This window comes from Paludibacterium denitrificans (genome assembly GCF_009707705.1).
GTDB classification, from domain to species: domain Bacteria; phylum Pseudomonadota; class Gammaproteobacteria; order Burkholderiales; family Chromobacteriaceae; genus Paludibacterium_A; species Paludibacterium_A denitrificans.
In genome coordinates this window covers 2612385-2632815 of record NZ_WLYX01000001.1, presented here as the reverse complement: position 1 = coordinate 2632815, position 20431 = coordinate 2612385, and the positions used below count along the sequence as shown (strand labels likewise).

The 20431-nt window shown below is 58.0% G+C and carries 13 protein-coding genes and 6 pseudogenes; 2 read left to right on the top strand and 17 right to left on the bottom strand.

Annotation, left to right across the window (positions count from 1 at the left end):
• Positions 1 to 15 precede the first annotated feature (15 nt).
• A pseudogene (locus GKE73_RS17005) lies at positions 16 to 1910 on the top strand (ATP-binding cassette domain-containing protein).
• Positions 1911 to 2183: 273 nt separating this feature from the next.
• Here the strand turns inward: GKE73_RS17005 and GKE73_RS24065 are convergent.
• Both GKE73_RS24065 and GKE73_RS17000 read right to left on the bottom strand, forming a co-directional pair.
• Positions 2184 to 2516 carry an FAD-binding oxidoreductase gene (locus GKE73_RS24065; RefSeq protein ID WP_280954996.1) on the bottom strand — a complete coding sequence of 111 codons (333 nt, stop codon included), beginning with the start codon at positions 2514 to 2516 and terminating at the stop codon, positions 2184 to 2186.
• A complete protein-coding gene (locus GKE73_RS17000; protein WP_280954995.1) occupies positions 2494 to 3582 on the bottom strand; it encodes an FAD-binding oxidoreductase in 1089 nt (362 codons plus the stop codon). Before GKE73_RS17000 ends, GKE73_RS24065 begins: the two co-directional genes overlap by 23 nt.
• Positions 3583 to 3658: 76 nt before the next feature.
• Here GKE73_RS17000 and serA point away from each other — a divergent pair, with 76 nt between their 5' ends.
• Positions 3659 to 4888 (top strand): phosphoglycerate dehydrogenase, encoded by a 1230-nt coding sequence (gene serA, locus GKE73_RS16995; RefSeq protein ID WP_230370876.1) that lies wholly within the window; start codon positions 3659 to 3661, stop codon positions 4886 to 4888.
• A 106-nt stretch (positions 4889 to 4994) separates the two neighbouring features.
• Here serA and accD read toward each other — a convergent pair.
• The 15 genes and pseudogenes from accD to leuC form a co-directional block, all read right to left on the bottom strand.
• Positions 4995 to 5863, bottom strand: a pseudogene (gene accD / locus GKE73_RS16990) (acetyl-CoA carboxylase, carboxyltransferase subunit beta).
• An 84-nt stretch (positions 5864 to 5947) separates the two neighbouring features.
• Positions 5948 to 6737 (bottom strand): annotated as a pseudogene (trpA, locus tag GKE73_RS16985) (tryptophan synthase subunit alpha).
• A gap of 9 nt (positions 6738 to 6746) precedes the next feature.
• Positions 6747 to 7943: pseudogene (gene trpB / locus GKE73_RS16980) on the bottom strand (tryptophan synthase subunit beta).
• Positions 7930 to 8553, bottom strand: coding sequence for a phosphoribosylanthranilate isomerase (locus tag GKE73_RS16975; protein WP_376767377.1), 624 nt, complete (start codon positions 8551 to 8553; stop codon positions 7930 to 7932). The pseudogene trpB and the gene GKE73_RS16975 overlap by 14 nt, the downstream one beginning before the upstream one ends.
• A 2-nt stretch (positions 8554 to 8555) precedes the next feature.
• A pseudogene (gene truA, locus GKE73_RS16970) lies at positions 8556 to 9345 on the bottom strand (tRNA pseudouridine(38-40) synthase TruA).
• A gap of 263 nt (positions 9346 to 9608) precedes the next feature.
• Complete coding sequence (locus GKE73_RS16965; protein WP_230370874.1) at positions 9609 to 10067, bottom strand: hypothetical protein; 459 nt, start codon at positions 10065 to 10067, stop codon at positions 9609 to 9611.
• Positions 10052 to 11590 carry a type IV pilus assembly protein FimV gene (locus tag GKE73_RS16960; protein WP_230370873.1) on the bottom strand — a complete coding sequence of 513 codons (1539 nt, stop codon included), beginning with the start codon at positions 11588 to 11590 and terminating at the stop codon, positions 10052 to 10054. The genes GKE73_RS16965 and GKE73_RS16960 overlap by 16 nt, the downstream gene beginning before the upstream one ends.
• A complete protein-coding gene (locus GKE73_RS16955; RefSeq protein ID WP_230370872.1) occupies positions 11545 to 12015 on the bottom strand; it encodes a type IV pilus assembly protein FimV in 471 nt (156 codons plus the stop codon). The genes GKE73_RS16960 and GKE73_RS16955 overlap by 46 nt, the downstream gene beginning before the upstream one ends.
• Positions 12016 to 12119: 104 nt before the next feature.
• Positions 12120 to 14468, bottom strand: coding sequence for a motility hub landmark protein FimV (locus GKE73_RS16950; protein ID WP_230370871.1), 2349 nt, complete (start codon positions 14466 to 14468; stop codon positions 12120 to 12122).
• Positions 14469 to 14732: 264 nt separating this feature from the next.
• Positions 14733 to 15659 carry an aspartate-semialdehyde dehydrogenase gene (locus GKE73_RS16945; RefSeq protein WP_230370870.1) on the bottom strand — a complete coding sequence of 309 codons (927 nt, stop codon included), beginning with the start codon at positions 15657 to 15659 and terminating at the stop codon, positions 14733 to 14735.
• 88 nt (positions 15660 to 15747) lie between these two features.
• Complete coding sequence (gene asd, locus GKE73_RS16940) at positions 15748 to 16860, bottom strand: aspartate-semialdehyde dehydrogenase (protein ID WP_230370869.1); 1113 nt, start codon at positions 16858 to 16860, stop codon at positions 15748 to 15750.
• A 139-nt stretch (positions 16861 to 16999) separates the two neighbouring features.
• Positions 17000 to 18065, bottom strand: a pseudogene (gene leuB, locus GKE73_RS16935) (3-isopropylmalate dehydrogenase).
• Positions 18066 to 18165: 100 nt separating this feature from the next.
• Complete coding sequence (gene leuD / locus GKE73_RS16930; protein ID WP_230370868.1) at positions 18166 to 18804, bottom strand: 3-isopropylmalate dehydratase small subunit; 639 nt, start codon at positions 18802 to 18804, stop codon at positions 18166 to 18168.
• Positions 18801 to 18923 (bottom strand): entericidin A/B family lipoprotein, encoded by a 123-nt coding sequence (locus GKE73_RS16925; RefSeq protein ID WP_230370867.1) that lies wholly within the window; start codon positions 18921 to 18923, stop codon positions 18801 to 18803. The genes leuD and GKE73_RS16925 overlap by 4 nt, the downstream gene beginning before the upstream one ends.
• A gap of 10 nt (positions 18924 to 18933) precedes the next feature.
• Entirely contained in the window at positions 18934 to 20340 is a 1407-nt protein-coding gene (leuC, locus tag GKE73_RS16920; RefSeq protein WP_230370866.1) for a 3-isopropylmalate dehydratase large subunit, read from the bottom strand.
• Positions 20341 to 20431: the final 91 nt, after the last annotated feature.

Sequence of the window (20431 nt, the reverse complement as noted above, 5' to 3'; positions counted from 1 at the left end):
CATCTCAGGCTCTTCATGATTCAAGTAAAAAACCTGACCCTGCGCCGCGGGCTCAAGGAACTGCTGGTTGACGCCAACGCCACGATCAATCCCGGCAACAAAGTGGGCGTCGTTGGTGCCAACGGCGCTTAAGCAAATCCAGCCTGTTTGCCCTGCTGATGGGGCAATTGCATGCCGATGTTAAGCGATGTCAGCATTCCGGCGCAGTGGACGGTGGCGCACGTAGCACAAGAAACCCCGGCACTGGAACGGCTTACCATCGATTACGTCCTGGATGGCGACCACGAACTGCGCCAGCTGGAACAACAGTTGGCCGAAGCCGAACAGCGCAACGACGGCAGCGCCATCGGCCACCTGCACAGCGAGCTGGCCCACATCGAGGCGTACTCCGCCCCGGCCCGGGCTAAGCTCCTCACCGGTCTGGGCTTTGACACCGCCAGCCACCAGCATCCCGTTTCCAGCTTTTCCGGCGGCTGGCGCATGCGCTTGAACCTGGCGCAGGCCTTGATGTGCCGTTCCGATTTGCTGCTGCTGGACGAGCCGACCAACCACCGGATCTGGAAACCGTGCTGTGGCTAGAAGACTGGCTGAAGGGCTACCCCGGCACCTTGCTGTTGATTTCCCATGACCGCGATTTTCTGGATAACGTGACCAGCCATATCGTCGAAGTCGCCAACCAGACACTGACGCTCTATACCGGCAATTACAGCCAGTTTGAAAGCATGCGTGCCGAGCGGCTGGTGCGGCAGCAGGCCGATTACGACAAACAACAGCGCCAGATCGCCCATCTGGAATCGTTCATCACCCGCTTCAAGGCCAAAGCCACCAAGGCACGTCAGGCGCAAAGCAGGGTGAAGGCACTGGAAAAACTGGAACGCATTGCTCCGGCGCATGTACATTCGCCGTTTGACTTCCACTTCGACAACCCGGACAACCTGCCCAACCCGCTGCTGCGGCTGGAACAGGTGGATATCGGCTACAACCACAACGCCATCCTGCACGGGCTGAATCTGTCGGTGGAAGTAAGCAGCCGCATTGGCCTGCTGGGGGTAAACGGCGCGGGTAAATCGACGCTGGTAAAACTGCTGGCGGGTGATCTACCGGCCCTATCTGGACAGGTGACCAAGGCGCAGACACTGAAGATTGGCTATTTTGCCCAGCACCAGCTGGAAAGCCTGCGCATGGATGAATCGCCGCTGCAACACATGCAGCGGCTGGCGCCCACTACCCGCGAACTGGAACTGCGCAGCTTTCTTGGCGGTTTCAATTTCCGCGGTGACGCTGCCACCGATCCGGTCGGCCCGATGTCTGGCGGCGAGAAGGCACGCTTGGCGCTGGCGATCATTGTCTGGCAAAAACCCAACCTGTTGCTGCTGGATGAACCAACCAACCACCTTGATCTGGAAATGCGCCACGCGCTGACGCTGGCGCTACAGGACTTCAGCGGCGCGCTGATTGTGGTGTCTCACGACCGCAGCCTGCTCGAATCCACCACCGACACCTTCTGGCTGGTAAGTAACGGTACGGTGCAGCCGTTTGATGGCGATCTGGAAGATTATCGTCAGTGGCGTCTGGAACAGTTGGCCGAAACCGGCAAACCCTCTACCGAGGATGGCCAGAGTGTCAACCGCAAGGAACAGAAGCGTCAGGAAGCAGAAGAACGCCAGCGCTTGTCTGCGCTGAAGAAACCACTGCTCAGCCGCCTGAACAAGCTGGAAAAGGAACTGGAGCAGCTGTCGCGCCAGAAAGCCGAGATGGAAGCGTTTCTGGCGTCGGAAGAAGCTTACAGCGATGCCAACAAAGGCAAGCTGGCCAGCGTCACGCGCGAACAGGGTGAAATCAGCAGCCAGTTGGCCGAAGTGGAAGAAGCCCGGATGGACGTGCAGGAACAACTGGAAGCCCTCGGCTAGTGCGCCGTCACGGTTGGCCGAATGGGGCATCAGCTGCCCGCTGACATTCGGCCAACCTGGTGACTATCCACAAAATTTTGGGATAACCCTGTGGATAACCGTAGTAAGCTCAAAAAAAACCATTACAACTTAATGACTTCGCTACGGCGCTCACAAAACAGTCACTTTTTTGCAAGAAGCTTCGCTTTTCCACACTGCCCGTGAACAGGGCTGGTGACAGAGTGTGGACAACCTGCACAAGCTGCTGTTTTCTCTCAATCTTTCCATGGCCGCCTATTTTTTAGGCAACAGTTTGCCGGGGTTCATGATGCCGTGCGGATCGAACACCTGCTTGATGCCGTGCATCAGCGCAATTTCCGCCGGGCTGCGCGTCACCTCCAGATAATCACGCTTGAGCAACCCGACTCCGTGCTCGGCCGACATGCTGCCCTTGAACACCCGCACCAGCGCAAACACGTGCTGATTGACGCGTTCACAAGCCCGACGGAACTCATCCACCGTCAGTTCAGCAGGTTTGAGTACGTTGATGTGCAGATTGCCATCGCCAATATGACCAAACCACACTACCTCGAAATGCGGATACTCACGCGCGAGCAGGGCATCCAACTGTTCGACAAACGCCGAGCACCCGGCTCACGGTAATGGCAATGTCGTTCTTGTAGGGTGTGTAAGGCGTAATGGATTCACTGATGTCTTCGCGCAAGCGCCATAGCTCCGCCGCCTGCTGCCCGGATTGTGACAGCACGCCATCCACCAGCCAGCCCTGCTCGGCGCACTGTTCAAACAGCGCCAGAGCCTGACCTTCGGTGTGCTCGGTCAGCTTTTCAAACTCCAGCAATACGTAATACTCGGCCGCTTCGTCAAACGGGCGCGCTACGTGCCCACGCGCCAGCACATGTCGCAGTGCTTTTTCCGAAAAAAACTCAAACGCGGTCAGATCCAGCTGGCCACGGAAGGCATTGAAGATCTGCATGATGCCAGACAGTTGCGGCACCGCCAGCACCATCACGGCCAGCTCTGTAGGCGGGCGCACCAGCTTGATGGTGGCATCGACAATAAAGCCCAAGGTGCCCTCTGCACCGATGAACAGGTGGCGCAAGTCATAGCCAGTATTGTTCTTGGCCAGCCCGTTGTTCAGCTCCAGCACCTCGCCACTGCCCGTCACCACGGTCAGCCCGGCCACCCACTCGCGAGTCATGCCATAGCGCACCACCTTGATTCCGCCAGCATTGGTGGAAATATTGCCGCCAATCTGGCTGGAGCCGCTGGAGGCAAAATCCACCGGGTAATACAAGCCGTGTTGCTCGGCAAATTGCTGCAGTTGCCGGGTAATCACCCCGGCCTGACAGCGTACGGTACGGTTGACCGGATCGAAATCGCTGATCGCCTGCAGGCGGTCAAACGACACCACCACCTCGTAAGCAGCGGCCACAGCGCCACCGGATAAACCGGTGCGTCCGCCGGAAGGCACTAGCGCGACACCTTCTCGCCCGGCCCAGCGCACCAGCGCCACCACCTGCTCCACGCGGCGCGGAAACACCACGGCACTGGCATGCGGCGTGAAATAACGCGTCCAGTCCAGTCCATAGCGCAGCAGCGTGTCGGCATCGGTCGCCATGTCGCCTTCGGCAAACAGGGTCGACAACTCGGACAACAGGCGGGCATCAAGCATGATTCTTCTCTGGTCAAAAGTTGGATTGTAGAGTAATAATAGTTGAGTGATTTAGTCAACAAATAAGGAGCCACGCATGCAAACCGTATCGCTCGCCAAGGACAAGATCAAAGTTTTACTGCTGGAAGGCGTGCACCAGAGTGCGCTGGATACCTTTCGTCAGGATGGCTACCACCAGATCGAATTCCACAAGAAAGCCCTGCCGCAGGACGAACTGCTGGAACGGATTGCCGACGCACATATTGTCGGCATCCGCTCACGCACCCAGCTGAACGCCACCGTGCTGGCGGGCGCCCACAAGCTGATGGCGATTGGCTGCTTCTGCATTGGCACCAATCAGGTTGACCTCCGTGCGGCAGCCCTGCGTGGCATCCCGGTGTTCAATGCACCGTTTTCCAATACCCGTTCGGTCGCCGAACTGGTGATTGCCGAAACCGTCATGCTGATGCGCGGCATTCCGCACAAGAACGCCCTCACCCATCAAGGTGGCTGGAGCAAATCGGCCGAAGGCAGCTACGAGGTGCGCGGCAAGACGCTGGGTATTGTCGGCTATGGGCATATCGGCACACAGGTGGGCGTGTTGGCCGAAGCCATGGGAATGAAGGTGGTGTTCTACGATATCGAGAACAAGCTGCCGCTGGGCAACAGCCAACAAGTGGCTACGTTGGCCGAACTGCTCAACCAGTCCGACGTGGTCACGCTGCATGTGCCGGAAACCGTACAAACCAAGGACATGATTGGCGAGGCGGAACTGGCCGCCATGAAACCCGGCGCGCACTTGATCAACGCCTCGCGCGGCACCGTGGTGGTGATCGAAGCACTGGCGCAGGCATTGCGCAGCCAGCATCTGGCCGGTGCGGCCATTGATGTCTTTCCGCTGGAGCCGGAAGGCAGTGGTGATGAATTTGTCTCGCCGCTGCGCGCCTTTGACAACGTGATCCTGACGCCACACATCGGCGGCAGCACACTGGAAGCACAGGCCAACATCGGCGGCGAAGTGGCCGCCAAGCTGGTGAAATACAGCAACAACGGCTCCACGCTGACGGCAGTCAACTTCCCGGAAGTGTCGCTCCCGGCGCATCCGGGCAAATGCCGGTTGCTGCATATTCACCGCAACCAGCCCGGCATTCTGGCACGCATCAACGAGGCGTTTTCCGCTTTGGGCGTCAATATCGCCAGCCAGTATCTGCAAACCACCGCGGATATCGGTTATGTCGTAATTGACACTGACAGCGCCGCCAGCCGGGCGGCACTGGAAGCCCTGCATCAGATCGAAGGCACCCTGCGCTGCCGCGTACTGTACTGATGGATGCTAAGCAAGTTGGCCGAAACGTTTCGGCCAACCTGATATGGGCACAACAAAAAGCCCCGAGCATCGACTCGGGGCTTTTCTTTACACAAGCAGATCAGGCTCAGGCCACAGCCGGTGCCCGCAACAACATCGACACCAGTTCGGCTACCTTGCGCTTGAGCTGACGACGATCAACGATCATGTCGATCGCCCCTTTGTCCAGCAGGAACTCCGCCCGCTGGAAGCCTTCCGGCAAGGTTTCACGTACCGTCTGTTCAATCACGCGCGGGTAAGCAAAGCCAATCAGCGCGCCCGGTTCACCAATCACCACGTCGCCCGGAAGGCAAACGAGGCGGATACCCCACCCATGGTCGGGTCGGTCAGGATCGAGATGAACGGCAGTTTGGCATCCGTCAACAGCTGCAGCGCGGCGCTGGTCTTGGCCATCTGCATCAATGAATTAAGGCCTTCCTGCATACGGGCACCACCGGAGGCCGCCACGCAGATAAACGGCGCGCGCGCCTCCACCGCAGCCTGCACGCCACGCACAAAGCGCTCGCCGACTACGGCACCCATGGAGCCGCCAATAAACTTGAATTCAAAAGCAGCCACCACCGCCGGAATGGCGTGAATACTGCCTTGCATCACCACCAGCGCATCGTCTTCGCCGGTGCTGCTCTTGGCTGCCGTCAGTCGATCCGGATATTTCTTGCTGTCCTTGAACTTCAGAATATCCACCGGGCGAATTTCGGCGCCCAGTTCGTGGCGACCTTCTTCATCCAGCAACAGGTTCAAACGCTCACGTGCCGACACCGGATGGTGATGATTGCACTTGGGGCAAACCTGCAGATTGCTTTCCAGATCGGTGTAATACAGCACGGCCTCACAGGCCGGGCACTTACTCCACAAACCTTCCGGAACGGAGGACGGTTTGTCAGCGCGGCCTTCGCGCTTGATTTTTGGCGGGAGGAGCTTGTTTAACCAGCTCATGCAGACTCCTTGCTAATCCTGCCCGGCACAACCGGGGTTGGCCGAACATCCGTTAACGGGGCAAATGCCCCGCATGGCCTGTTCTCAAAGGATGGCGGTTTTCAGTTCCGCCACTAATCGGGTCAACCGCTCTTTGGCAGTTTCAGGTGTTGCCGCCTCGATTTCCTGAACCAGTCGGCTCCCTACCACCACCGCATCGGCCGTAACCGAGATTGCCTTGGCCGTGGCACCGTCGCGAATACCAAAACCGACGCCGATAGGGACCTGAATATATTCTCTAAGGGCGGCAATTTTACGCGCTACGTCGTCAATGTCCAGATTTCCCGCACCCGTCACGCCTTTTAGCGACACATAGTAGACATAACCACGGGCATGGCGGGCAATTTCCTTGACACGTTCCAGCGGAGTGGTCGGCGCGATCAGGAACACCGGATCCAGCCCGGCGCCAGTCAGCGCGGCAGACAACTCGGGCGCTTCTTCCGGCGGACAATCCACCGTCAGGACACCATCCACGCTTAGCCGCCTTGGCCTGCTCGGCAAAGCGGGTATACCCCATGGCGCAAACCGGATTGAGATAGCCCATCAGCACCACCGGAGTGGTGTTGTTACGCTGACGGAATTCCGCCACCATCTCCAGTACATTCTTCAACCCCACGCGGTGAGCCAGAGCCCGCTCCGACGCACGCTGGATCACCGGGCCATCGGCCATCGGGTCGGAAAACGGCACACCCAGTTCAATGATATCGGCACCACCATCTACCAGACCGTGCATCAGTTCGACGGTAACCGCTGGCTGCGGATCACCCGCCGTAATGAAGGGAATCAGCGCCTTCTTGCCGTTCAGGGCAGCAAAACAGTTGGCAATACGTGACATGCGTTCCTCTTACAAGCTGATGCCGGACAGCGCGGCAACCGTATTGATATCCTTGTCACCACGGCCGGACAAATTCACCAGAATCACCTGATCCTTGCGCATAGTGGGCGCCGTTTTGGCGGCCCGGCCGTGGCATGGCTGGACTCCAGTGCCGGGATGATGCCCTCAAAGTGACAACAATCGTGGAACGCCTTGAGCGCCTCATCGTCGTTGACGGCTTCGTACTCCGCCCGGCCAATGTCCTTGAGGTAACTGTGTTCAGGACCGACACCGGGGTAATCCAGCCCGGCCGAAACCGAATGGGTTTCAATAATCTGGCCGTTCTCGTCCTGCATCAGGTAGCTCTTGAAGCCATGCAGCACACCCGGCGTTCCGGCCGACAACGGGGCCGCATGCTTGCCACTGGAGACTCCCGGGCCACCGGCTTCAACGCCAACCAGCCGCACACCGTCCACGCCCACATACGGATAGAACATGCCGATGGCGTTGGAGCCACCGCCAACACAGGCCACCACCACATCTGGCTGACGGCCGATCATCTCCGGCATCTGCACCTTGGCTTCTTCGCCAATCACTGACTGGAAGTCGCGCACCAGCATCGGATAGGGATGCGGGGCTGGCTGTACCAAGAATGTAGAACGTACTGTCAACGTTGGTCACCCAGTCACGCATCGCTTCATTGAGCGCATCCTTCAGGGTTTTCGAGCCCGACTCAACCGGCACCACCGTGGCACCCAGCAGCTTCATGCGATACACATTGGGCGACTGACGCTTGACGTCCTCTGCCCCCATGTACACCACGCATTCCATGCCATAGCGCGCTGCCACTGTGGCCGAGGCCACGCCATGCTGACCGGCACCGGTTTCCGCAATCACCCGCTTCTTGCCCATGCGGCGGGCCAACAAGGCTTGGCCGATGGTGTTGTTGATCTTGTGCGCGCCAGTGTGGTTCAGGTCTTCTCGCTTGAAGTAAATCTGCGCACCACCCAGCAATTCCGACCAGCGTTTGGCGTGATAAACCGGTGAAGGCTTACCAACATAGTGCTTCAGCTCGTAGCGATATTCTTCCCAGAAGGCCGGGTCGGCCTTGGCACGTGCGTATTCTGCTTTCAATTCTTCAAGTGCCGCCATCAGCGTTTCGGCGACATAGACGCCGCCATATGGGCCGAAATGGCCGCGGGCGTCCGGAAGATCATACTGATCCATGCCTTGCTCCTGATATAAACGCAGCCATTCTGGCTGCATCCTTGATTCCCTTGGACGCTTCCACTCCGCTGGAAACGTCAACCGCTGCAGGCGCCACCCGGCGCACCGCTTCGGCCACATTATGTTCGTCCAGCCCGCCAGACAGGATCAGCGGCAGTGGCAGCTGCTCCGGTAGCAAGGTCCAGTCAAAGGTCGTTCCGGTTCCGCCATGTGCGCCATCGACAAAGGCATCGGTCAACAAACCCCGCGCATCCGGATACCGAGCCGACCATTCTAGCAAATCCACACCCGGCCGTACGCGTACCGCCTTGAGATAGGGGCGATGAAACGAGCGACAGAAATCCGCCGTCTCGTCACCATGAAACTGCAAAACGTCAATCGCGCAGGCGGCAAGCACCTGCTCCACACATGCACGAGACGGGTCAACAAACAAAGCCACCACCGTGACAAACGGCGGCAGTGCGGCAATCACCGCCCGCGCCTGCTCCAAGGTAACGTGACGCGGGCTTTTGTCATAAAACACCAGACCGATGGCATCGGCACCCAGACGAGCGGCCGCGACGCCATCCTCCGGGCGGGTAATACCGCAGATCTTGATACGCGGACGCACATTCACCTCCATAATGCCAGCCGTGCCGCACTGGAGTGCGAAGGCAAATCAAAGTTTTCGGGATAACCCACGCCGGTCAGATACAGGCCATCCGGCATGAAAGTCGGCGGCGCCTTGGTACGCTGGCGCGCGGCCAGCAGTTCGGCCAACCCTTGCGGCGACAACGCGCCCTTGCCGACATAGACCAAAGCGCCGACCAGATTGCGCACCATGTGATGCAAGAAGGCATTGGCCAACAGGTCGAAACGAATCAGCCCGTCCTGCTCGGTGATGTCCAGTCGCTGCAAATGTTTGACCGGTGATTTTGCCTGACACTCCGCCGCGCGAAAGCTGGAAAAATCATGCTCACCCAACAGATAACCAGCCGCATCGCGCATGGCCGCCGGTCCAACTCTTGATGAAACCAACCGAGCTTACCCGCGAGCAGACAAGGACGTACCGGGTGGGTCAGCAGGAAATAACTATATGAACGGGAAAACGCCGAGAAACGCGCATGAAACGAATCATCCACCTCGCGCGACCACACCACGGCCACCTCTGGCGGTAACAAGGCATTGACCCCACGAACCCGGGCATTCAGTGAACGTTGTGCCGTGGTGTCAAAATGAACAACCTGCATCGAGGCATGTACGCCAGCATCGGTACGACCTGCCGCCACCGTCGTGACGGGTTCGCTGGCAATCGCACTCACGGCCAGATTGAGCCGGTCTTGTACCGTATTACCATGCGGCTGTGACTGCCAGCTTAAGCAAATGCGCGGCCATCATATTCCAGCCCCAGCGCGATTCTCATACCCACACTTTCATTGCTTTACCCGGTTTTGATGCAGAGGTTACCGTCGCCGCCCTCTCCGCGCAAAGCTTTAACTCTACCTTATCTGGCGGGTAATGCGCCATTGGATTACGCCACCACGCATAGCAAGTCGCGCTGCACAGCGCATCAGCGACTGCACAACGGTGCTATTTTCCCCAAATAAGGAGAACAACGTCCACCATGATTCCAGGCTGATAAAGCTGGCGCGATGAGGGAGTCCACCAGCCAGCAAGAAAGCACAGCTACCACTGAGCGCCAATTTCCGCCATCAACGCCAACGCGGCATCGTTGTCACCCATTTCCCGATAGAGTTTGGCCAATTCCAATTTGGCATCGATCTCGGACATCTCGGGGTCCCCCGCTGGCGTGGTGATAGCGGCACCAGTGATTACAGTTCCCGCTGCGGTCGATGGATGAGGCAACGATTCTTCAGTTTCGTATTCTGCTGCGGGCTTGTTTTCAAACGCAGCGGGCGGCACCACCGAAGGTTGCGCCAACTCAGCAGCAACGGGCACGACTGACGGCGTAACCTGATCTGCCTCTACTTCAACAGGCAGCGCTGGTGCAACAGCAGGCACTGGCTGCACGCTGGCGAGTTCATCATTACCTTTCGGTAATTCGGCCAACCTTGAGGGCTTGACGACAACCGGTTCGGGCACCCGCACGGATGCGGCTTCAGCCAGGCTTACCGCCTCAGACATCGGCATTGCTTAAGCAATACAAACAGCGGATGATCCGGAGCCACCTTCTGGCCCAGTTCACAGACACGCTGCCAGAGCAAACCACTATGACCCAAAATCCCTTTGGCCGAGGTCGCTTCGGCAATAAACACATCCAGATCTGGCTGCGCCGCCAACACTTCCAACAGCTTGTAGCGTAAGTCCTGACGCAGCGGCTCACGAACCAGCCCTTCCCGCAACACCTCCAACGCCTGATCAGTCCGTCCGTAAGCCATATAGACTTCCGCTTCAGCGATCGGATCGTCTCCGGTCAACTCAACCAACTCGCTGCCAGACAGGTTATCCCCCTCAAAGAACAGCGAGGCACCATGCAACGATTCACCCTTCCCGCTCGACGATGCCTGACCCGCTGCGGCAAGACCGGCAACGGCACGCTTTTTCTGCCGCTGGCGCAGCAACAGCAAGGCAGCCAATAATGTTGTTGCCGCCGCACCGCCGTATAACATGCGATGGTCGTCGTCATCCAATACCGGCTGGGTGGATGGCATGGATGCCGCAACAGGTTTGGCCGGTGGGGTGCTTGGTCTCGCCATGGCAACCGGAGCCGGAGCAACCGAACCGGCAGAGGCAACAGCAGATGAGGCTGGCCGAGATTCAGCCACAGACAGTTTGCGCAAGCGATCTTCCAGAATCCCGGCTTTGGCCCCGACCCGTTCCAGCACCTTGTCCTGTTGCTTCAACTGCTGTTCAAGCGTAGCGACCGGAACTGATAGTGGTTTGGTGATTGATGCTGCAGCATGGGGTTGGGATGCCGACCTACTGCCAACCGTAGCGGCTGACGCCGCACTGATTTTCGCTGCTGGCGCGGTAGCGGCAGACGCATGACGCTCAGCCTCAGGCGTCACCAGATAGGTTTCCGGCAAGCCCCACTCGGCAGGATAGTGCAACAGGGCACCGGCTTGCAGACTATTGGGACTGCTATTCGCAAAGGCTTGTGGGTTGGCTCGATAGAGCTGACGGACAATATCAACAACCGTACCGTGCCCTTTGATACGCTGGGCAATGGAAGACAGTGTATCGCCTTGCACCACACGATAGGCTTTCAGCCCATGATTGACACCATGAGACACCGGCCGTGAGCGCCGTGCGACATGTTTGTTGGCATCAGGTGCGCGGTGGCTCTCTACTTGCGGTTCCAGCAGCAGCAAGAATTGCTTTTGGGCTTTCACGTTGGCAATTGCCACTTCCAGACGGAAAGCAAGAACGGGGTCAGTCACTGGCTCGCTGGAGCGGAGTTGCAACACAAAATGCCCAGATGCCCGTTTGAGCAATCGGTGCGTCACCGAGGCACTCCAATGACGCTGGGCCGCGCTAGGGGAAGCGTTCTCGACTGGAGAATCGGCGAACACCGCAACATGCAATGCCTTGTCCGGTCGCAACGCTGAGCCAAACAGTTCCAATTCGGCCAACATGGGTTCACCAAGCCGCGACTTGACCGTTAGCTCTCCCAAGCCGAGGTTATCCAGTCGATGGACCGGTTCCACCGGCACAGCTTTTTGCCGTTATCATCATGGATCGGGGATTTTTTCTTGTGATGTGGGCCATCACGCAGGTAGTCCACCTCAAACTCGCGCACTACCCGGCCCGCAGGCCAGCTCATCTCCACCGCAAAATTTAACAGCGGTTCAGGAAAGTCGCTCGGGCCACTCACCCGCACCTTACTGACCACACCATCAGCACGGCGCAGCAAAGAAAAATGCAGGCGTTCCGCCGAAATCGTGTAGGGAGCGATCAAGGAATAATGATTACGATCCGCCAGACGGACAACCACAGCGCCCTGCGGATTTTCATCCAGAACTGGAATCTCCGCCTCAAACGCCTCGCCTGCTGACGAAAGCACCTTGATCGGACCCAGACCAGCCAGCGCCGGCGTCGCCCCCAAGGCCATCATTATGACGGCCAGCGGCACCAACTTATGCTTTGACATCGTTAATTCCAACAGCCTGCGCCAAGACAACAGCGGGAGAGCTGTCACCTCTCCCTGAACCCTGCCATATTGGCCGCATCACCGATTTAAGTGCTGATTTTGGTCAGCAGCGTTTGGGCCTCATCCTTCAAGGCACCCTGAGCCTCACTCACCAAATCCTCCAATACTTCACGCGCGCCATCACGGTCGCCCATGTCAAGGTACACTTTGGCCAAATCGAGTTTGGTGGACAGCGGATCATCCAGCACGGTCATTCCCTCGTGAGACGGGGTAGCGGCACTTGCCGGAGGCGTTGCAGCTTCTTGATACAGAGATTCGAATCCGGTTGCTGCCGTATCGGCTGATTCCGGCGGAGCCTCCAGAATGCCGACTTCCGTATCTGCCGGTTGCACGGCAGCGGCAGCCTGATTCAATGACTCAAGATTGAAGTCGAAATCCAGCAGATTATCCGCGGCAGGCTCAGGCTTCTCCTCAACCGGTTCGGCCGGTGCAACAGTCGATTCAGCTGCAGGAGCCAGCAACGATTCGATATCGAAGTCCAGCATGTTGTCATTCTGAGCCACCGGTTCTGGTTCGGTGCTAACTTCCGGGCTAGTTGGCGTTTCCAGTAATGCCGCCCGCAACGGATCATTTTCATCCGCAGCGTCACTGGCTGGAGTGGTGGCACCCACCATGTCTTCCAGCCGTGGCTCCGCCGGAGCTTCTGCGGGTACTTCAGCAGCAGCATCCAGGGCGCCAAACAGTTCCTGATCGAGGTCAATGGCCGGAGCCGCTGTAGCCGCTTGCTCGGCACTCCCCGCTTCAGACGAAGTCTGATAGAGAGGATTAGCCGGGTCCAGCCCCAGCCCCAAGGCGGCAGCCTTGGCCCACAAGGCTCCGCGGCCATCGGTTGCCACATGCAGTTCTTTGGCCAATTTTTCGAAACTGGCTACGTCAGGGCGCGCCGCATAAATTTCCATCAATTTGAGGCGGACTTCATGACGCGCAGGATCCTTGTTCAAGGCATCCTTGAGGATTTCCTCGGCTCGGGCATCGCGCCCGTAAGCCATGTAAACCTCGGCTTCGGCCACTGGATCGACTTCCGCCGCATCAATGGCGCCCGATGCCTGTGTGAAGTTACTCATGAAAGAGTGACCACCCACGGCGGACGCCTGTCCAGAATGGATATTGGTAATGGCATCGCGTCCCAGCACAGCTCCAGCGCCTTGTGTTGGCAGGTTTAAGCCATCACCGGCCGATTTACGGCATAGAGTGACCATAATCCCCAATGCCGCCAACAGACCAACCGCCCCCACACCACCGCCGATCAGGGGCAGGTTATCCAACAGGGCATCCAGCCAGGGAACGCTGAGCCGGAGCAGCTGGAGCAGTAACTTGTTTTTTCGGGTGGTAAGCGGCGTCGCAGCCGGTTTATGAACAGCAGGAGTGCTTGCCGCCTGCACCGGAACATTCAGTGCAGCAGGGGCCGAGGCGGCTTCAGCCATCGGCTTGCCCGTCTGCAGGGCTTTAAGTTTTTCTTCCAGTGCACTGATCCGGGCTTCCGCATCCTTGAGCGACTGTTCGCGCATGGCTACCTGACGTTGCAAGTCAGACAACTTGCTGTCGGCTGCGCCACCAGTTTCAGCTGGCACCAGTTTGAGTACATCGCCACCTTTGCGGGAACCCGCTTTCGCTTCTGGCGATACCACTGCCGGAAGCTGTGCGGTCTCAGCGGTCGAGGAGCGTGCCTGACTCAGTGTGCCAGCGGGACGGTTATTCGCCAGCGTCTTGATTTTTCCAGCCGAGGGCACCTTGATCGCCACCCCAGCTCTCATCCGGTCCGGGTTGCCATCAATAAAGGCCTGAGGGTTGGCTTGCACAATGGCAGCCATGGTCTGATTGAGCGACACGCCAGGCTTTACTTGTGATGCCAAGCTGCGCAACGTCATGCCCGGTGTCGTGCGCATGGTTCCCGGCAGCTCAATACGGTGGTTTGCCCGAGCGACAGGCCGACGATATTGGCGCGACAGGTTGTCATCCGCATAGCGCGGCAAATCCTGAACAATGCCACGACCGCTGCTGCCGCTGGAGTAATCTGCAGGATCAAGCAGCACGGTATATTCGCGTACGGAACGACCAGCCGAAGTTCTGGCCTCTACCACAAAACGCAAATAAGGCTCGTTGATCGGCGCAGAAGATGAAACGCGAATCGCTGCGCCATTGGCGCCGCGTACCAAAGAAAAACGCAGTGAAGACAAGATGCCGGAATAATCGACATTCAGGTCACGGAAGGTATTGATGTCTGCCAAACCTACCCGAGCGCCATCCAGATCGGCCCCACGCACACCGGACAACAGGATATCGGCGCGGAACGGATCACCCAGATGGGATTTGACACTGATTTTCCCGAGACCTGCCCAGACGTGTGCCGAGCACACCATAGCCACTGCCAGCACGCTGAGCTTCAATTTAGCCTGATTTCTCACTGTCCACCTTCCGGCACTTGAATTGATCTTGTTGGATATGACGTCCCGATTTGCACGGAAATCGGGATTAATCGCCATATTAGGCCCGGGAATCATTTTTAGCTAGATTACATAACCACAAAGCCAGCCGATTCCTGAACCGTTTTTTTTATTTCACCTGCGTTGCCTGTTGCAGCAGGGCTTCGGCCAACAATACGCAGTTGAGAGCCGCCCCCACCCGGACATTATCAGCGCTTAGCCAGAAACACAGTACATCATCGTTGTAGCGCAGCCGACTGATCCAGATGCCGTTATTGCCGGTCGCTTCCATCGGGGTAATGTAGCCGCCATGGTCCGGCTACTCACCACTTGCAAGCCTGCCGCAAGCAAGCGCTGACGGATTTGTTGAAGATCAACATTCTGGGAAAGCTTGACGCTGACTGACCAGGCATGACCAAAAAATACCGGCACACGGACACATGTTGCTTCAATTGGCAGTTGCGGTAAATCGAACAGCCGTCGCAATTCAGCTCTGACCGACTGCTCCTCCTCGGCTACGCCATTTTCGTCCAGCTCACCCACTTGCGGCAGCAGATTGAAGGCAATGCGCTTGGGAAACAATGTTGGTTCAGCATCACGCTGGGAAAACAGCGAGGTGGTCTGCTCGGCCAATTCTTCCATGGCCGCTTGCCCCATGCCGGAGACTGACTGATAGGTGGACACCGTCAACCGTTCCAGTCCGAGCGGCAGTAATGGCTGCAAGGCCAAGGCCAGCGGGGTTACGGTACAGTTGGGAGCAGCCACCAATGCCGCTTCGGCCAACTCCTGCAGTTGTTCGCCATTAATCGCCGGGATTACCAGCGGCACCGCGTCACTTTGACGGAAGGCCGCACTGAAATCAACCACGCTGGCACCCGCCGCACGCGCTTGTGGCACATATTGACGTGCCAATTCGCTACCTGCTGCAAAAATGGCCAAGCCGACATTTTCAAAGTTGAAATCGTCGATAGGGTGTACATCCAGCTCCAGATTGCCGTATGACACGGTGGCACCATCATGTTCCGCGCCATCCACGGCAAAAACCCGGGCCAATGGCAATTGGCGTTCGGCCAACAGGTCGAGAATGGCCTGACCAATCAGGCTAGTGGCGCCAACAACGGCAAGCTGAATCGAGTGAGACATTTTAAATCCTGACAAAAGAAAGGGCGCCTGAGCGCCCTTTCGTAACATGCAATCCGGTACGGGACCGATTAAAGGGTTGAGCGCTATTTTAACGCTCAATCAGAATGCGCAACATACGGCGCAACGGTTCGGCCGCACCCCACAGCAGCTGATCGCCCACGGTGAAGGCAGACAGGTATTCGCCACCCATGGCCAGCTTGCGCAGGCGGCCGACCGGTGTGGTCAGCGTACCGGTAATGGCGGCCGGTGTCAGTTCTTTCATCGAGGCATCGCGTTCGTTCGGGATAACCTTGGCCCACGGGTTGGCAGCAGCCAGCATGGCTTCGATTTCATCCAGCGGAACATCTTTCTTCAGCTTGATGGTCAGCGCCCGGCTGTGGCAACGCATCGAGCCGACGCGCACGCACAAACCATCCACCGGGATAGGGTTGGCCGAACGACCGAGAATCTTGTTGGTTTCGACGCCGCCCTTCCATTCTTCCTTGGATTGACCATTACCCGGTCTTTGTCGATCCACGGAATCAGGCTGTTTAACCAGCGGCACGCCAAAGTTCTGGCTTGGGTAAGCATCGGAACGCAGGAAATCGGAAACCTTGCGGTCGATATCAAGAATTGCCGACGCCGGATCGGCCAGCAAACCGGAAACCTGAGCGTTGATCGCGCCCATGCTGGTGAGCAGCTCGCGCATGTTTTGTGCGCCAGCACCAGAGGCAGCCTGATAGGTCATCGAGGTTACCCATTCCACCAGATCGTTCTGGAACAGGCCACCCAACGCCATCAACATCAGCGATACGGTACAGTTACCACCGATGTAGTCTTTTACGCCACGCGCCAGACCATCTTCGATGACGTTCTTGTTGACCGGGTCCAGGATGATGATGGCCTTGTCGTCCATGCGCAGCGTGGAGGCGGCATCAATCCAGTAGCCATTCCAGCCAGCGGCCCGCAGCTTGGGGAAAATCTCGCTGGTATAGTCGCCGCCCTGACAGGTGACGATGGCGTCCATGGCCTTGAGTTCATCAATGCTCTTGGCGTCTTTCAGCGGCGGCAACTCGCGGCCGATATCCGGAGCCTTGCCGCCGACGTTGGAGGTGGTGAAAAACACCGGTTCGTCGATGACGGCAAAATCGTTTTCTTCACGCATGCGTTGCATGAGCACGGAACCAACCATGCCACGCCAGCCTACAAAGCCTACTCTCACGGGAATCTCCTGATGGTCTCTTTAAAGTCAGTTGTGGCCCGTACTGTTTGACAGGACGGGCCAGTTATTTTTTTGGATTGTGCGGGCAGAACCTGCCACGGGCAAGAGGGATGACCCTAAAGCCCTGTTGTGGGCATGATTACAAGGCAGCAACCACCGCGTCGCCCATTTCCGAGCACGACACTTTGCGACAACCTTCTTCGTAAATATCTGCCGTACGGTAGCCTTGCTTGAGTACCGTCTTGACTGCATCTTCCACGCGCAGCGCAGCCGCTTCCTGATTGAAGGTATAGCGCAGCATCATGGCGGCAGACAGGATGGTGGCCAGCGGGTTGGCCAGATTCTTCTTAAGCGATATCCGGGGCGGAACCATGGCTAGGCTCGTACAGACCCTTGTTGTTCTGATCCAGCGATGCCGACGGCAACATGCCGATCGAACCGGTCAACATGGACGCTTCATCCGACAGGATATCGCCAAAGATGTTACCGGTGACCACGACATCGAACTGCTTGGGATTGCGCACCAGCTGCATGGCGGCGTTATCGACATACATGTGCGACAGTTCCACTTCCGGATACTGTTTGGCCACGTCGATCATGATTTCTTTCCAGAACTCGGTGGTTTCCAATACGTTGGCCTTGTCTACCGAACACAGCTTTTTGTTGCGCTTCATGGCGATGCCGAAAGCAACATGGGCAATGCGGCGGATTTCGCTCTCGCTGTAACGCATGGTGTTGTAGGCTTCGCGCTCGCCCAGTTCATTCACAGCGATGCCGCGCGGTTGGCCGAAATAGATGTCGCCAGTCAGCTCGCGCACAATCATGATATCCAGCCCGGACACCACTTCCGGCTTCAGGGTGGACGCATTGGCCAATTCCGGATAAAGGATGGCCGGGCGCAGGTTGGCAAACAGGTTCAGATCCTTGCGGATGGCCAGCAGCCCACGTTCCGGACGCAGCGGACGATCCAGCTTGTCATATTGCGGACCACCAACGGCGCCCAGCAGCACGGCATCGGCTTCACGACACAATTTTTGCGTCACGGCCGGATAAGGTTGGCCGAAAGCATCGTAAGCGGCGCCACCCAGCGGAGCCTCTTCCATCTCGATAGGCAGGCCTTCCTGACGCAGGACGTCCAGAACGCGCTTGGCTTGTGCAATGATTTCCGGACCGATGCCGTCACCCGGCAAGACTGCAATTTTCATGATTTTTTCCCGTCAGATTCAGCAAGAAACGGCGAGCCGTTGGCTACGCCGCTTCCGTTAGCTGGCCTTTCGGCCAACCTTGAGGCAATAGTGGTGCGACTCAGGCAAACAGCCAAGGCTGTTGCTGGCGACGCTTGGCTTCAAACGCCTTGATTTCGTCAGCATGCTGCAAGGTCAGGCCGATTTCATCCAGCCCGTTAAGCAGACAATGCTTGCGGTGCGCGGTAATGTCAAAGCCGAAGCTCGCGCCGGACGGCGTGGTCACGGTTTGTGCCGCCAGATCAACCGTCAGGCGATAGCCTTCGTTGGCCTGACATTCGGCAAACAACTGATCCACGACCTCCACCGGCTGCACGATGGGCACGACGCCGTTCTTGAAGCAGTTATTGAAGAAAATGTCGGCAAAGCTGGGGGCAATCACCACGCGGAAGCCGTAATCTTCCAGCGCCCACGGCGCATGTTCACGGCTGGACCCGCAGCCGAAGTTTTCGCGCGCCAGCAGCACCTGAGCACCACGATAGCGCGGGAAATTCAGCACGAAATCCGGGTTGAGCGGGCGCTTGCTGTTATCCATGCCCGGCTCGCCGTGGTCGAGATAACGCCATTCATCAAACAGGTTCGGGCCAAAGCCGGAACGCTTGATGGATTTCAAAAACTGCTTGGGAATAATCGCGTCAGTATCCACATTGGCGCGATCCAGCGGGCACACCAGCCCGTCAAGTGTTGTAAATGCTTTCATTTTGCCGCTCTTTCGATAGCCGAACCTGCGCTGCGGATGTCCTTGCCAACGCCCGATACTGTGTTACACCCTGCCAGCAGCAGACCGGCTGCCAGCACGACCAGTAGTTTCAGTTTCATCGTCACGTCCTCAGAGTGAACGCACATCGACGAAGTGGCCGGTCACTGCGGCCGCAGCAGCCATCGCCGGGCTGACCAGATGGGTACGCCCGCCTTGGCCTTGACGGCCCTCAAAGTTGCGGTTGGAGGTGGAAGCGCAGCGCTCGCCCGGATTGAGACGGTCGGCGTTCATCGCCAGACACATGGAACAGCCCGGTTCGCGCCATTCAAAACCAGCGGCGATAAACACCTTGTCCAGACCTTCGGCCTCGGCTTGTGCCTTGACCAGACCAGAACCCGGCACCACCAGCACCTGCTTGACGTTGGCAGCCTTCTGACGACCGCGGGCAACCGTGGCCGCTTCACGCAAATCTTCAATGCGCGAATTGGTACAGGAGCCGATGAATACCACATCCACCGCAATCTGATTGATCGGCGTATTGGCCTGCAAGCCCATGTACGACAAGGCGCGTTCGATACCGGCCTTTTTCACCGGGTCGGACACCTTGGCCGGATCCGGCACGCAACCATCAATATCCAGCACCATTTCCGGCGAGGTACCCCGGGTAACTTGCGGCTTGATCGCCTCGGCGGCAAGTTCAACCACCGCGTCGAACTGGGCGCCTTCGTCGGAATGCAGCGTATTCCAGTACGCCACGGCCTGATCCCAGTCTACGCCCTTGGGGGCAAACGGACGGCCTTTGACATACTCGATGGTTTTTTCATCGACGGCGACCATGCCGGAACGGGCACCGGCTTCAATGGCCATGTTGCACAAGGTCATGCGGCCTTCGACCGACAGGCTACGGATGGCGGAACCGCCAAATTCGATGGCATAACCGGTACCACCGGCGGTGCCGATCTTGCCGATGATGGCCAAAGCCACATCCTTGGCGGTTACGCCCTTGCCCAGCACGCCTTCAACCTTGACCAGCATGTTCTTGGACTTCTTGGCAACCAGACACTGCGTTGCCATGACGTGTTCCACTTCGGAGGTGCCAATCCCATGAGCCAGCGCACCGAAGGCGCCATGCGTGGAGGTGTGGCTGTCCCCACACACCACGGTCATGCCGGGCAGCGTCGCGCCCTGCTCCGGGCCCATCACATGCACAATCCCCTGCCCTTTGTCCTTGAACGGGAAGTAAGCCAGTGCGCCAAATGCCTTGATGTTGGCATCCAGTGTTTCAACCTGCTGACGGGAAATCGGGTCTTTGATGCCTTCGTCCCAATGGTCGGTCGGGGTGTTGTGGTCCGCCGTGGAGACGATGGAATCCTTGCGCCACAGTGAACGATTAGCCAGTTTCAGGCCTTCAAAAGCCTGCGGGCTGGTAACTTCATGGACCAAATGGCGATCGATGTAGAGGAGTACCGTACCATCGGCTTCCTCGCGTACCACATGGCTTTCCCACAGCTTGTCATACAGGGTCTGCGCCGTCATGTCTCTTTGTCTTTTCTGAGTCTCGAAATACGAAGAGGACAGCAAGGCCAGCCGCCCCGGCAAGCGGGCTCGACCAGCTGTTGCGGTCCGT

Coding starts and splice junctions, on each gene's coding strand:
- serA (WP_230370876.1), top strand. CDS start 3,659: ATGCAAACCGTATCGCTCGCCAAGGACAAGATCAAAGTTTTACTGCTG.
- GKE73_RS17000 (WP_280954995.1), bottom strand. CDS start 3,582: ATGCTTGATGCCCGCCTGTTGTCCGAGTTGTCGACCCTGTTTGCCGAA.
- GKE73_RS16965 (WP_230370874.1), bottom strand. CDS start 10,067: ATGTCTGAGGCGGTAAGCCTGGCTGAAGCCGCATCCGTGCGGGTGCCC.
- GKE73_RS16925 (WP_230370867.1), bottom strand. CDS start 18,923: ATGAAACTGAAACTACTGGTCGTGCTGGCAGCCGGTCTGCTGCTGGCA.
- GKE73_RS16945 (WP_230370870.1), bottom strand. CDS start 15,659: ATGTCTCACTCGATTCAGCTTGCCGTTGTTGGCGCCACTAGCCTGATT.
- leuD (WP_230370868.1), bottom strand. CDS start 18,804: ATGAAAGCATTTACAACACTTGACGGGCTGGTGTGCCCGCTGGATCGC.
- leuC (WP_230370866.1), bottom strand. CDS start 20,340: ATGACGGCGCAGACCCTGTATGACAAGCTGTGGGAAAGCCATGTGGTA.